This is a genomic window from Streptomyces sp. MS191 (assembly GCF_008042125.1).
In the GTDB taxonomy this organism is placed as follows: Bacteria; Actinomycetota; Actinomycetes; order Streptomycetales; family Streptomycetaceae; genus Streptomyces.
The window spans coordinates 647,148-660,672 of the sequence record NZ_RDBI01000066.1; the positions used below are offsets into that span (position 1 = coordinate 647,148).

General features: G+C 73.3%; 11 protein-coding genes. 7 read left to right on the forward strand and 4 right to left on the reverse strand.

Features of this window, described 5'->3' with window-relative positions; genetic code table 11:
* Window positions 1-305: 305 nt before the first annotated feature.
* The gene (locus EAO71_RS31595) at window positions 306-917 is read right to left on the reverse strand and encodes a GNAT family N-acetyltransferase (RefSeq protein WP_315986623.1); all 612 of its coding nucleotides are present in this window, start codon (window positions 915-917) and stop codon (window positions 306-308) included.
* 160 nt (window positions 918-1,077) lie between these two features.
* On the opposite strand from EAO71_RS31595, the gene lon reads away from it, so the two are divergent.
* Window positions 1,078-3,489, forward strand: coding sequence for an endopeptidase La (gene lon, locus EAO71_RS31600; protein WP_147981203.1), 2,412 nt, complete (start codon window positions 1,078-1,080; stop codon window positions 3,487-3,489).
* Between the two features lie 193 nt (window positions 3,490-3,682).
* Here the strand turns inward: lon and EAO71_RS31605 are convergent, their stop codons facing one another.
* Window positions 3,683-4,564: a lytic polysaccharide monooxygenase auxiliary activity family 9 protein gene (locus EAO71_RS31605; protein ID WP_147981204.1), complete on the reverse strand. Its 882-nt coding sequence runs from the start codon at window positions 4,562-4,564 to the stop codon at window positions 3,683-3,685.
* Between the two features lie 282 nt (window positions 4,565-4,846).
* On the reverse strand, window positions 4,847-5,680 hold the full coding sequence (locus EAO71_RS31610; RefSeq protein WP_147981205.1) for a lysozyme: 834 nt from the start codon (window positions 5,678-5,680) through the stop codon (window positions 4,847-4,849).
* 220 nt (window positions 5,681-5,900) lie between these two features.
* Between EAO71_RS31610 and EAO71_RS31615 the strand changes: the two genes are divergently transcribed.
* Window positions 5,901-6,383: a MarR family winged helix-turn-helix transcriptional regulator gene (locus EAO71_RS31615; RefSeq protein WP_147981206.1), complete on the forward strand. Its 483-nt coding sequence runs from the start codon at window positions 5,901-5,903 to the stop codon at window positions 6,381-6,383.
* Between the two features lie 8 nt (window positions 6,384-6,391).
* Here EAO71_RS31615 and EAO71_RS31620 read toward each other — a convergent pair whose 3' ends face one another.
* Window positions 6,392-7,186, reverse strand: a complete 795-nt coding sequence (locus tag EAO71_RS31620; protein ID WP_147981207.1) for a hypothetical protein — start codon at window positions 7,184-7,186, stop codon at window positions 6,392-6,394.
* A 362-nt stretch (window positions 7,187-7,548) separates the two neighbouring features.
* Between EAO71_RS31620 and EAO71_RS31625 the strand changes: the two genes are divergently transcribed.
* Genes EAO71_RS31625 through EAO71_RS31645 form a run of 5 tightly spaced genes read left to right on the forward strand, consistent with a single transcriptional unit; the run spans window position 7,549 to window position 13,376 of the window.
* Window positions 7,549-10,554, forward strand: coding sequence for a sensor histidine kinase (locus EAO71_RS31625; RefSeq protein ID WP_147981208.1), 3,006 nt, complete (start codon window positions 7,549-7,551; stop codon window positions 10,552-10,554).
* Window positions 10,551-11,036 carry a roadblock/LC7 domain-containing protein gene (locus EAO71_RS31630; RefSeq protein WP_147981209.1) on the forward strand — a complete coding sequence of 162 codons (486 nt, stop codon included), beginning with the start codon at window positions 10,551-10,553 and terminating at the stop codon, window positions 11,034-11,036. Before EAO71_RS31625 ends, EAO71_RS31630 begins: the two co-directional genes overlap by 4 nt.
* The gene (locus EAO71_RS31635; protein ID WP_147981210.1) at window positions 11,033-11,458 is read left to right on the forward strand and encodes a DUF742 domain-containing protein; all 426 of its coding nucleotides are present in this window, start codon (window positions 11,033-11,035) and stop codon (window positions 11,456-11,458) included. The genes EAO71_RS31630 and EAO71_RS31635 overlap by 4 nt, the downstream gene beginning before the upstream one ends.
* Before the next feature lie 37 nt (window positions 11,459-11,495).
* Window positions 11,496-12,122 (forward strand): GTP-binding protein, encoded by a 627-nt coding sequence (locus tag EAO71_RS31640; RefSeq protein ID WP_147981358.1) that lies wholly within the window; start codon window positions 11,496-11,498, stop codon window positions 12,120-12,122.
* A gap of 18 nt (window positions 12,123-12,140) precedes the next feature.
* Entirely contained in the window at window positions 12,141-13,376 is a 1,236-nt protein-coding gene (locus tag EAO71_RS31645) for a styrene monooxygenase/indole monooxygenase family protein (RefSeq protein WP_147981211.1), read from the forward strand.
* Window positions 13,377-13,525 lie beyond the last annotated feature (149 nt).

A 13,525-nucleotide genomic window follows, 5' to 3' on the forward strand; every position in this document is an offset into this window, starting at 1 on the left:
GCACGAGCACCGCGCCGGCGGCGACGCCGGCGCGGTGCTCGTGCCGGGCGTCGGGGCGGCCGGCGGCGGAGGCGTGTCCGGCCCGCAGCCGGTGAGTGCCGTCAGTGTCACCAGTACCGCGGTCGCGGCCCACGGGCCCGCCGTGTACCGCCTGTCCCTTGTGTTCCCCGTCGCCATGCACCCGAGCATGCCCGCCCCCGATCCGCTTGACCAGAGAGCGGCGCGCGTGATCGGCCGGCCCCGCCCCTCCGGGGCCGGACGCGGCTCTGGTCCCGTCGATCGCGCGCGGCCGGCGGGTCCCCGTGTCAGTCGCGGACGATCCCGGTCAGGGGCCCCTCGTACCGCCAGCCCAGTGACGTGTACAGCCCCCGCCCGTCCGTCGTCGCCGACAGGACGCCCGTCACCGCGCCCGCCCGGGCGGCCGCCGCCTCCAGGGTGTGCATGACCTGGGCGCCGAGGCCGCGGCGGCGGTGACGGGGGTCGGTCTCGATCTGGTCGGCGACCGCCGTCCCTCCCGTGAGGGCGATCTGACCGCGCGCGGCGAGCGTGCCGTCCGGGGCGAGGATCCTGACCCGGACGACACCGTCGCGGGTCTCCGTCGTCCGTGTGTACCCGTCCGGGACGGGCGGCCGGCTCCCCGGCCCGGAGGGGTGCAGGCGCTTGCACATCATGAAGCCCGGATCGTCGGGCACGGTCCATCCCGGAGTGATCCACTCGGCGACCGCGTCCGGCGCCGCCATGACCTTCAGCCAGGTGTACGGCTCGGTGATCTCCGCGCACAGCCGGCCCACCGACGAGGCGTCGGGCGCCGGCAGCACGTGGCGCAGGACGTGCTTCGGCAGGCCCACGTCGATCCGGTAGCCCCACGGCTGCGCGACGGCGGGGGGCGTGCCGCGGGAGACGGTCCAGCCGGCCACCCACGCGGATGTAATAGCTCCCATATCCATCCAGTCATTACATCCCCTGTTCACGATGCGCGGGGAGGTGATCGCTCAGAGCGAACGGGGTGGGGGGAACATTCAGGGGCTCAGCTGCATTGAGTCGACATAGCTCAACTTGACTGCCGAAGGGGAGATCATGGCTCCTGAGTCCACGGAGTACTCGACGCTGACACTGCCTGTGCTGCCGCTCGACGACGAAGTCGTGCTGCCCGGAATGGTGGTTCCGCTCGACCTGTCCGACAACGACGTCCGCGCCGCGGTGGAGGCCGCCCAGGCCGCCGCGCGCTCCGACAGCGGCAAGCCCAGGGTCCTCCTGGTGCCCCGCGTCGACGGCACCTACGCGGGGACCGGCGTCCTCGGCACCGTCGAGCAGGTCGGAAGGCTGTCCGACGGAGACCCCGGCGCGCTGATCCGCGGCCGCGGCCGCGTCAGGATCGGCGCGGGGACGACCGGCCCCGGCGCGGCCCTGTGGGTCGAGGGGACCGTCGTCGAGGAGGTCCTGCCCGACCCGCTGCCCGGCTCCGTGACCGAACTGGTCAAGGAGTACAAGGCGCTGGCCACCAGCTGGCTCAAGAAGCGCGGCGCGTGGCAGGTCGTGGACCGCGTGCAGCAGATCGACGGCGTCTCGGCGCTCGCCGACAACTCCGGCTACTCGCCCTTCCTCTCCGTCGAGCAGAAGGTGGAACTGCTGGAGACGGCCGACCCGGTCGCCCGGCTCAGGCTCGCCACCGCCCAGCTGCGCGAGCACCTGGCCGAGCAGGACGTCGCCGAGACCATCGCCAAAGACGTCCAGGAGGGCGTCGACAAGCAGCAGCGGGAGTTCCTGCTGCGCCGCCAGCTCGACGCCGTGCGCAAGGAGCTGCGCGAACTCAACGGCGAGAGCGAGGGTGACGAGTCCGACGACTACCGTGCCCGCGTGGAGGCGGCCGACCTGCCCGGGAAGGTCCGGGAGGCCGCCCTCAAGGAGGTCGAGAAGCTGGAGCGGTCCAGCGACCAGTCCCCGGAGGGCTCCTGGATCCGCACCTGGCTGGACACCGTCCTCGAACTGCCGTGGAACGAGCGGACCGAGGACCGGTACGACATCCAGGGCGCCAAGGCCGTCCTCGACGCCGAGCACGCGGGACTGGAGGACGTGAAGGAGCGGATCACCGAGTACCTCGCGGTGCGCAAGCGGCGCTCCGAGCGCGGCCTCGGCGTGGTCGGCGGCCGGCGCGGCGGCGCCGTACTCGCCCTCGTCGGCCCGCCGGGCGTCGGCAAGACCTCGCTCGGCGAGTCCGTCGCCCACGCGATGGGCCGCACGTTCGTCCGCGTCGCCCTCGGCGGCGTACGCGACGAGGCCGAGATCCGCGGGCACCGGCGCACCTACGTGGGCGCGCAGGCCGGCCGGATCGTCCGGGCGATCAAGGAGGCCGGGTCCATGAACCCGGTGGTCCTGCTGGACGAGATCGACAAGGTCGGCTCGGACTTCCGCGGCGACCCGGCCGCGGCCCTGCTCGAAGTCCTGGACCCGGCCCAGAACCACACCTTCCGCGACCACTACCTGGAGGTGGAACTCGACCTCTCCGACGTCGTGTTCCTGGCGACGGCGAACGTCCTGGAGGCCATCCCGGAGGCGCTGCTCGACCGCATGGAGCTGGTGCGGCTCGACGGCTACACCGAGGACGAGAAGGTCGTCATCGCCCGCGACCACCTGCTGCCCCGGCAGCTGGAGCGCGCGGGACTGGAGTCCGGCGAGATCGTCCTGGAGGACGCCGCCCTGCGCAGCCTGGCCGGCGAGTACACCCGTGAGGCGGGCGTGCGCACCCTGGAGCGGGCGATCGCGCGGCTGCTGCGGAAGGTCGCGGCACAGCACGAACTCGGCGACCGGGAGCTGCCCTTCACCATCGCGCCGGACGACCTGCGCGCGCTGATCGGGCGGCCCCACCACGTGCCGGAGTCGGCGCAGGACCCGGCCGAGCGCCGCACGTCCGTGCCGGGTGTGGCCACCGGGCTGGCCGTGACGGGCGCGGGCGGCGACGTCCTCTTCGTCGAGGCGTCGCTGGCCGACCCCGAGACGGGCGCGGCCGGCCTGACCCTGACCGGCCAGCTGGGCGACGTGATGAAGGAGTCCGCGCAGATCGCGCTCTCCTTCCTCCGCTCGCACGGTGCGGAGCTGGAGTTGCCCGTGACCGGCCTCAAGGACCGGGGCGTGCACATCCACTTCCCGGCGGGCGCGGTCCCGAAGGACGGACCGAGCGCGGGCATCACGATGACGACCGCGCTGGCCTCGCTGCTCTCCGGCCGGCTGGTCCGCACGGACGTGGCGATGACCGGCGAGGTGTCGCTGACCGGGCGGGTCCTGCCGATCGGCGGCCTGAAGCAGAAGCTCCTGGCGGCCCACCGGGCGGGCGTGACGACGGTCGTGATCCCCAAGCGGAACGAGGCCGACCTGGACGACGTCCCGGCGGAGATCCTGGAGAAGCTGGAGGTCCACCCGGTGACGGACGTCCGCCAGGTCCTGGAGATCGCCCTGACCCCGGCCGAGGTGCCGGTGAGCGCGGCGGCCTGACGGTCCACCCGCGAACGGCGGCGGTGGGGCACCCCCCGGGGTGCCCCACCGCCGTTCCCGTGATGCCCGGCCGTGATGCCCGGCCGTGATGCCCGGCCGTGATGCCCGGCCGTGATGCCCGGCCGTGATGCCCGGCCGGGCATCACGGCGCACGGTCCGCGGGGCCCGCCCGGCGGGCGCCCGGCCGTGCGGGTCAGGACTCCCGGGACGGGCGGCGGCGCGACAGGAGCAGGCCGCTCACCGCGAACGCGGTCAGGGCGCCGGCGCCCGTGAGGGCCAGGGGGAGCGGGGAGGCGGCGGTACCGGCGGTCTCGGCCGACAGGGCCGGGGGCTGCTCGTCCCCGCCGTGGCCCGCGTGGCTGACCGTCGAACGCTCCGCTCCAGCCGCGATCTTCGACTCGGTCGGCGCCCCGGCCGCCGTCGCCCCGCCGCCGAAGGTGACGTCCGAGCAGCTGTAGAAGGCCTCCGGGCTGTCGCTGCGCTGCCAGACCTTGTACACGATGTGGCGTCCGGTGCGGGCCGGCAGCTGGCCGGTGAAGTTGTAGTAGCCCTCCGCCGACGTCCGCGTCGTGGCGTACGTGGCCACCGGCGTCGCGTCCAGGTCCGACCACTTCAGCGGCTGGGTGGGGTCGAAGCCCTGCTTGGTGATGTAGACCGTCATCGTGCCGGAGTGGGGGGCCGTCACCCGGACCCGGAAGTCGAAGGCGCCCGCCGCGACCGCCGTCGAGGGCCAGTCGGTGCGGGCCCAGTCGAGCGCGCGGTACTTCGCGCGGTTCGCCGAGCAGAGCTTGCCGTCCGGGATGAGCGCCTGGTGCTGCCCGTCGGCGTTGGCGATGTTGACCTCGTTCCAGTCGTACAGCGGCTGGGTGCCGGAGTCGGCGACGAGGTCCTTGCATACCTGCGACTTGGGCGTCTCGGGTCCCTCCGCGTAACAGGCGGCGACCCGGCTCACCGGGTTGAAGACGGCGCCGTGCGCGCTCGCCACGGACGGGGTGAGCGGGACGAGCGCGGCGGCGGACAGGGCGGCGCCGGCGGCGACGGCACGGTGGGCGGGGCGGACGCGGAGGGACGGCATGCGGGGCTCTCTCTCGTGCGTGGGGGAGTACGTGACGAGCAACGACCGAACAGCGCACGGGAGTTGGGTCCCCGCACGCGCCGCCCCAGAGCCTCGCATTGGTCCATACCAATGAGCAAGGGGGGTGGATCGGGGAATCGCGGAAACGGCGGCCTCCCGGGTGTGTCGCACACCCGGGAGGCCGCCGTCGGGCCGACGCCGTACTCCCCCGCCGCCCGCCGACGCCCCTCGGTCGTCGTCGGCCGCGAGTCGCCGTCGGCACGTCGTGTCAGCGGCGGGGCGTCAGCCGTTGGCCAGCGCCTGGACCCGGGAGAGGTCGCCGTTGAAGTGGTTGTGGTCGCCGACCGTCGGGCCGGTCGAGGTGTACTGCCACATCGTGTAGTACGACCAGCCGGCCGGGAGTTCGCCGACGGCCGAGGCGTAGCGCGCGATCCACAGCGGGTTGGTCGTGGCGAAGCCGCCGTAGTTGCCGGTGCACTGGGTCCACCAGCTGGTCGCGGTGTAGATCACCGGGTCGCGGCCGGTCCGCGCCTTGTACCGGTTCACGAAGTCGCGGATCCACGCGACCATCCCGGACTGGGTCTTGCCGTAGCAGGTGGCGCCGTACGGGTTCCATTCGATGTCCAGCGCGCCCGGCAGCGTCTTGCCGTCCTTGGACCAGCCGCCGCCGTTGTTCACGAAGTAGTCCGCCTGCGCCGCGCCCGTCGTGGTGTCGGGCGTCGCGAAGTGGTACGTGCCGCGGATCATGCCGACGTTGTACGAGCCGTTGTACTGCTGCGAGAAGTAGGTGTTCTTGTAGTACGTGCCCTCCGTCGCCTTGACGTAGGCCCACCTCACCCCGCTGTTCCACAGCGTCGACCAGGCCACGTTCCCCTGGTGGCTGGAGACGTCCACGCCCTCCGTCTGGCCGGCCTGGATCGAGATTCCGCCGGGCTGTGCGCCCTGGCCGTCGTGCTGGAGGACCCCCATGCCCATGTACGCGGTCCCGCGGGCGGGGACCTGGCGGGCGCCGGGGTCCTGCGCCGCACTGGCGGAGCCCGACGCGGCGACGGGGAGGAGGGCGAGCGCCGCGAGGGCGACACCGGCGAGAGTCGTTCTGGATCTGTGCGCGGGCATAGCGTGCCTCCGAACAGGTCAGTGGGGGGAGCGATGTCGACAGGTCCTGGTGTGGACATGTCAGCGAGCCGAGGACGACGCTACGCACGTAGACCCACCGGCGGAAGGGGGTCCGGGTGCTGCCGTTGGTCTACTCCTGCGAAATACTGAAGGAGCTGCGGCGATGACCGCCGCCGGGAAGAAACTTTCAGCGACGGGAAACCCGCGCGAGGGGGCTGACGTGCACGGAAGCGGTACGGCGAGTGAAGGCGAGTCCGCCTCCAGAAGTGGTGTGGACCAGGAGTTCCTCGCCCTGGAGCGCGAACTGGCGGTCTTTCTGCGCCGTGCCCGCGCGCAGTCGGGCGAGATGGCCCGCGAGGTCCACCCCGAACTGGAGCCCGCCGCCTACGGCCTCTTCGTCCGGCTCGACGACGCCGGCCCGCAGCGCGCCACGGACCTCGCCGGCTACTTCGGCGTCGGCAAGGCGACCATGAGCCGCCAGCTGCGTGCCCTGGAGGACCTCGGCCTCGTCGCCCGCGACCCTGACCCGGCCGACGGGCGCGCCTCCCTGGTCCGCCTCACGGAGGAGGGCCGGGACCGCTTCCGCCACGTGCGCGACGCCCGGCGCGGGCGCTACGTCCGCAAGCTCGCGGACTGGGACCGCGGCGAGGTCGCCGAACTGGCCCGGCTGCTGCACCAGCTGAACTCCCGCGCGGAGGCCTGAGGTACCCCCTACGGCCTGTCCGGGAGCACGGCATAGACCGCCGTCGCGTCGTCGTGGAGCTTTCCGCGCCGGGTGACTCCGGCCGCCCCGTCCGCCGCCTCCCGCGCCCGGACCCGCCGGATCAGCCCGGACGCCCCCTCCGCGCGCAGCACCCCGGCGCAGTCCGCCCAGTCGCCCTCCGCGAACGGCACCACCCAGCGGGTGGCCCCGTCCGTCAGCGCGGCGAGGGCCCGCACCCCGGAGCGGGGCGTCGTCCCGGTCACCGCCCGGTCCGCCACCGCCGGATCGGCCGCCGCCGTGAAGAAGCCGCCTTCCCGGTTGCGCAGCCGGTCCGTCGCCTCCGGTGAGCGCAGGACCTCGGGCGGCACCCGGTCCAGCCGGTCGTCGAGCACGACCCGCACGGCGCCGTCCGGCGCCTCCAGGAGGAGCGCCGCGTCGGACAGCACCAGGTGCTCGACCGTGTCCGCGTCCCACCGGGCCAGGGCGACGGTCGCCTGGGGAGTGCGTACGTGAGAAAGGTCACAGGTGCCGCGATGGGCCTCCGCGGTGCGCCGGATTGCCAGCCCCAGGATCCCGGTCAGCGTCAAGTCCGGACGCGAAGCGGACAGTTCGGTCAAAGCGCCACCCAGGCGGGCGGTGAACCAGGGGACGCCGTGCACACAACCGTCATCACAGGCCGGGGGAGTCACCCCGTCGAGCACCACCACCGTGCCCCCGCCGCCGGGACCCGGCAGAGCTGCACCTGCCCAGTCTTCATTAGGGCGTTCGGGGCTGCCGGGGAGGGTGACCACTTCGGTGCGCATGATCCTCAGTCTGCCCGGCCTGCATCACTCCTTCACAGCGTCTCCAGACGGCCGAATAAGGCCCGTACCAAGCCGTCGGCGTCGTGCCGCCGGGCGGAACCGTCCCGTCCGAGAAGCTGCGGGCGGGCATCCTGCCAAAGCCCGCGCGGAAGATCCAACCGGCCCCCCGGGAACGGCCGCGGCAACCTCCATGGGGAGTTGTTTGCCAACTCATGAGTGTTGTTCACTCGTTCGGGTGGCGGAGCGGCCGATGCGCGTCCCCTTCCCAGAAGCGCTGGAATGGTCGAGAGCCATACCAGGGGTGGGGGCGCTCTGAGTGGTGACCGGTCGTCACCTCTGCTTCATGGGTGGACGAGTCGAGAATGCGAGCACCGGTGCAGAAGAAGCGGCCTCGGACCAAGAACGGCACGCCGAGCCGGACCCCTGGTGACCCGCTGACCACGGGCAACGCCGCGGGCCCCGGCGCCGACGGCGCCTCCGCCGTGCCCGCGGCCCCGCCCGTCGGCCGCCCCAAGCGCGTCCGGAACCGCCTGGTCGCCGGGGTCGCCCTCGTCGGCGTCACCGTGCTCGCCGCCGGCGCCCCCGCCGTCCTCACCGCCTCCGGCGAACTGACCGACTCCCAGCGTCTGGTCACCCTCGCCGAACTGGACCGCCAGGCGGTCACCCTCGCCCACTCCCTCGCCGACGAGCGCGACGAGGTGGTGGCGTACATCGCGGCGGGCCGGGACGAGCAGGACGCCGACGACAAGAAGAAGCGCCAGGTCACCAGCACGCGTTCGGCGCGCGTCGACCGCCAGATCGACGAGATCCGGCCCGCCGCGACCGCCGACCTCCGTCGCGACCTGGCCGGTCTGACCTCCATCCGGCGCACCGCGCTCACCGGCAAGGGCACCGCCCTGGAGGCCCACCGGGCCTACAGCGAGGTCATCGGCAAGCTCCAGGCGCTCGCCGACGAGCTCGCCGAGAAGACCCCCGCCCGCGCCGCCGAGGCCACCCGCGCGCCCGGCGACCTCGGCCGCGCCGTCGAGCAGGCCTCCGCCGTCCGCGGACTCCTCCTCGCCGCGCTCGCCGTCCCCCGGCCCGAGTCCACCGGCACCCACTACGACCCGATCAGCGGCACCTACGTGCCCGACCGGGCCGAGGGCGCCGAGGAGGCCGAACGGCAGCGGAACGCACTGACCGCCGCCGCCCAGCAGTCCCGGGTGCGCGAACAGGCCGCCCTCGCCGACTTCGACCAGTCCGCCACCGCGCCCGCCCGCGACTCCCTCGCGGCCACGGTCACCGGCCCTGACGTCAAGAACGCCGAGCGCTACCTGACCCGCCTCGCCGACCAGCCCGAGCTCAGCACGTCCGAGCGGAAGACCGACCCCGAGAAGCTGGAGGCCGCGCTCTCCGCCCGGATCGAGCAGATGCGCGGCGTCGAGTCCGCCCTCGCCACCCAGCAGGTGGAACGGCTCGCCCAGCTCCGCGACGACGACGTCACCGCCCTCGAGCTGCGGATCGCCTTCCTCGGCGGCTGCCTGCTGGTCGCCGTCGGCATCTCCACCTTCGTCGCCCGCACCCTCACCCGGCCGCTCGCCGTCCTGCGCATCGGCGCCGCCCGCCTCTCCGCCGCCCCGGAGACCGAGGAGCCGGTCCGCTTCACCGGCCGCAACGACGAGTTCGCCCAGGTCGTACGGTCCCTCAACACCCTCCAGGGCAAGCTGGCCGCGCTCGCCCTGCGCGCCGAGCAGCTCGACAGCGAACGGGCCGACCAGGCCGGGGCCCGCGAGGCCCTCGCCGTCGACCTCGCCGCCCAGCGCGCCGAGCTCCAGGGCCAGACCGCCCTGCTCAGCGCCGAGCTCACCCGGCTCCGGGACAGCGTCCAGCACACCTTCGTCAACCTCTCCCTGCGCAGCCTCGGCCTGGTGGAGCGCCAGCTCGGCGTCATCGAGAAGCTGGAGGAGCGCGAGCAGGACCCGGACCGGCTCGCCACCCTCTTCAAGCTCGACCACATGGCGACCGTCATGCGCCGCCACAGCGAGAACCTGCTGGTCCTCGCCGGTCACGAGCATGTCCACGGCCACGCGGGCCCGGTGCCCCTCGTCGACGTCCTGCGCGCCGCGGTCAGCGAGATCGAGCGGTACGAGCGGGTCGCCATCCAGTCCCTGCCGCCGCACGCCCAGATCGCCGGCTTCGCCGCGGACGACCTCAGCCACCTGGTCGCCGAACTCCTGGAGAACGCGACCTCCTTCTCCCCGCCCGACGCCCAGGTCCAGCTCTCCGGCTGGGTCCTGGAGTCCGGCGAGGTGATGCTCTCCGTCCAGGACGAGGGCATCGGCATGACCGCGTCGCGGCTCGCGGAGCTCAACGCCCGGCTGGCCGAGGCGGACCCGGCCGACACCGAGGGAGAGGGACTCGGCCTGCGGGTCGCCGCCCTCCTCGCGGCCCGGCACGGCGTACGGGTCGAGCTCAGGGAGCAGAAGCAGGGCGGCATCGCGGCCGTCGTCGTCCTCCCGCCGTCCCTGCTGCCGACCGCGCCGCCGACCGCCGTCCCGGCGACCGTGCAGGTCGCGGGCGCCGCTCCCACCCTGAACCTGCCGGGTTCGGTGGCCGAGGCGAACTCCAACGCGCTGCCGTCCCGGGCCCGTGACCCGTTCGTCGAGGCCGCGGAACAGGCCATCGAGGCGGCCGGTACGACCGGGACGACTCCGGCCACCGAGCCCGCGGCGGAGCCGCTCGACGAGTCCGCACCCGCGACCGGCGCGTCCGCGCCGCTCCCGCCGGCGGCCGGCACCACCGACCCGGCCGACGCCGCCCAGCCCGCCGGACCGCTCGCGGCGGACGAGCCCGCCGCGGAGCGCGCGTGGCAACCGGCGCAGGAGCCCGCACGGGCCGAGCCCACCCCTGAGGCCGAGTCCGCGGCGACCGCCGACACGACCGCCGAGTCCGCACACACGCCCGCCACCGTGCCGGCCCAGGCGTCCGCGCCGGAGCTCGAGTCGCCCACCGGCGCCGAGGAGTCGGTCTCCGAGACGACCCTGCAGGTCCGGCTGCCCGACCTGCCGGCCGAGCCGGACAGCCACGAGCGTGCCGTCGAGGAGCAGCCGCCCGCGCGGCAGGCCCAGCGGCTCACCGACAAGGGACTGCCCAAGCGGACCCCGCAGATAGTCCGGCAGGCGGACGCCCCCGTCACCCCCCGCACGGGCGGTGTCGACGCCGAGGCCCTGCGCCGCCGACTCGGCGGCTTCCACCGCGGCGCCGAGAAGGGCCGCCAGGACGTGGAGGCCGAGATCGAGGCGGGGACCGCGCCCGACCGGCACGAAGCCGCACACGCAGCACGTACCGAGGAGAAGACGGGGGACACAGTCGAGGAGGCACGCAGTTGACTGCGACCGGAACATTCGGACTGAGCACGGAAGCCCGCAACCTGCACTGGCTGCTGGGCAACCTCGTCGAGGAGGTGCCAGGGGTCCGCTCCGTCGCCGTGGTCTCGTCCGACGGGCTGCTCCTGCTCTCGTCCGACCCGGCTGCGCAGAGCGCCGCCACCCCCACGGGAGGCCGCCCCGGCGGGCCCCGCGGATCGAGCGCCGACCTGGCGACCATCGTCTCCGGCATCGGCAGCCTCACCATCGGCGCGGCCCGGCTGATGGACGGCGGCGGAGTGAAGCAGACCATGGTGGCCATGGACGAGGGCAGCGTCTTCGTCATGTCGATCAGTGACGGCTCGCTGCTCGGCGTGCACGCCACGCCCGACTGCGACATGAGCGTCGTCGCGTACCACATGGCGCTCTTCGTCGGTCGCGCCGGACATGTACTCACCCCCGAACTCCGCAGCGAGCTGCGCAAATCGATGGAGAGCACCCAGTGACGTCTGTGCCGTCGGCGTTCCATGCCCACAAGCTGCCGGTCCGCGGGGAGGCGTCCCGTCGCCCCGCACGGGTACGCCCGTACTCGCTCACCGGAGGCCGGACCCGCTTCGGGCACGTGCTCCTGGTCGAGACGTTCGTGGCGGCCCTCGAAGCGGCGCCCGAGCGCAGGGTGCTCACGGACGGCGGGCGCGCCGCCCGCGGCCTGATGCCGGAGATGCGGGCCATCGTCGAGATCTGCCGCCGGATGCGCACCGTCGCGGAGATCTCGGCGCTCCTGAAGATGCCGCTGGGAGTCGTCCGGGTGCTGCTGAGCGACCTGGCCGACCAGGGAAAGATCCGTGTGTACGGGACCGGTCACGGCACCGGCCAGCCCGACCGCGCGCTCCTCGAAAGGGTGCTGAGTGGACTCCGTCGTCTCTGACGCCTCCGCCGTCTCCGATCCGCCGGCCACCGCCGGCATACCCGTCCAGCCCCAGGCCGGCCCGCCGGCACCGGAGGCCGAGGACGGTGCGCGGGACTGGCAGCTGGACCACACCCGCGCCCCGATCGCGACCAAGGTCGTCGTCGCGGGCGGGTTCGGCGTCGGCAAGACCACCTTCGTCCGGGCGGTCTCGGAGATCACTCCGCTGCAGACCGAGGCGCTGATGACGCAGGCGAGCGAGGAGACCGACGACCTCACCTCGACGCCCGACAAGCTCACCACGACCGTGGCCATGGACTTCGGCCGCATCACCCTCGACGACGACCTGGTGCTGTACGTCTTCGGCACGCCGGGGCAGCAGCGCTTCTGGTTCATGTGGGACGACCTGGTGCGCGGCGCGATCGGCGCGGTCGTGCTCGCCGACACCCGCCGGCTGACGGACTGCTTCCCGGCGCTCGACTACTTCGAGAGCTGCGGGCTGCCGTACATCGTCGCCGTGAACCACTTCGAGGGCACCGAGCTGTTCGAGGCCGAGGACGTCCGCGAGGCCCTGACGGTGCCCCCGCACGTGCCGGTCGTGATCATGGACGCGCGCAAGCGGTACAGCGTGGTGGAGTCCCTGCTCGCGATGGTCTCGCACGCCCTCGAAGTCACCCCTGAATAACCCGTTAGGAACCCCGCCATGCGGAAGATACTCATCGTCGGGGCCGGCCAGTCCGGCCTCCAGCTCGCCCTCGGACTGCAGTCGCAGGGGTACGAGGTCACCCTCATGTCCAACCGCACGGCGGACGAGATCCGGTCCGGCCGGGTCATGTCCACCCAGTGCATGTTCGACACCGCCCTCCAGCACGAGCGCGACCTCGGCATCAATTTCTGGGAGTCCCAGGCCCCGCGGATCGAGGGCCTCGGCGTCTCCGTCGCCGCACCCGACTCCTCCCGCGTCATCGACTGGGTCGGCAAGCTGGACGGCTACGCCCAGTCCGTCGACCAGCGCGTGAAGATGGCCGGCTGGATGGAGACCTTCGCCCAGCGCGGCGGCCAGCTCGTCATCCACGGCGCCGCCGTGTCCGACCTGGACTACTTCTCCCGCAGCTACGACCTGGTGCTGGTCTCGGCCGGCAAGGGCGAGCTGGTCTCCATGTTCGGCCGCGACGCCGCCCGCTCCCCGTACAGCGAGCCGCAGCGCGCGCTGGCCGTCGCCTACGTCCACGGCCTGGGCCCGCGCCCCGAGCACCCGGACTTCGACGCGGTGCGCTGCAACCTCGTCCCGGGAGTCGGCGAGCTCTTCGTCATGCCGACCCTGACGACCAGCGGCCGTGCGGACATCCTCTTCTGGGAGGGCGTCCCCGGCGGCCCGCTCGACGTCTTCCAGGGCGTCAAGGACCCCTCCGAGCACCTGGCGCTCACGCTGGAGCTGATGGAGAAGTTCACGCCCTGGGAGTACGCGCGGGCCACCAAGGTCGAGCTGACCGACGCCAACGCCACCCTCGCGGGCCGCTACGCCCCGACCGTGCGCAACCCGATCGGCCGGCTGCCCGGCGGCGGCCTGGTCCTCGGCGTGGCCGACGTCGTCGTGGCCAACGACCCGATCACCGGCCAGGGCTCCAACTCGGCGTCCAAGTGCGCGGCCGCGTACCTCGCCTCCATCGTCGAGAACGGCGACAAGGCGTTCGACGAGGCGTGGATGCAGGCCACCTTCGACCGCTACTGGGACACCGCGCAGCACGTGACGAAGTGGACGAACGCGATGCTGGGCGTCCCGCCGGAGCACGTCCTCAACCTGATCGGCGCCGCGGGCCAGCTCCAGCCGGTCGCGGACCGCTTCGCGAACGGCTTCGACAACCCGGCGGACTTCGAGAACTTCTTCTTCGACCCGGAGAAGACGTCCGCGTACCTGGCCTCGGTCACGGGGGCCTGACGGGGTTCCGACCCGCTGCTGAAGGGGTGTCGTCGGTGGCTGTCGCCACCGGCGGCGCCCCTTCGTCGGCCCGGGGCGGCCCGGACCGGGCGGAGCGTTCCCCCGGCTCCGGCTCCGGCTCCGCGCCTCCCCGGCGCATCGCGCCCCGG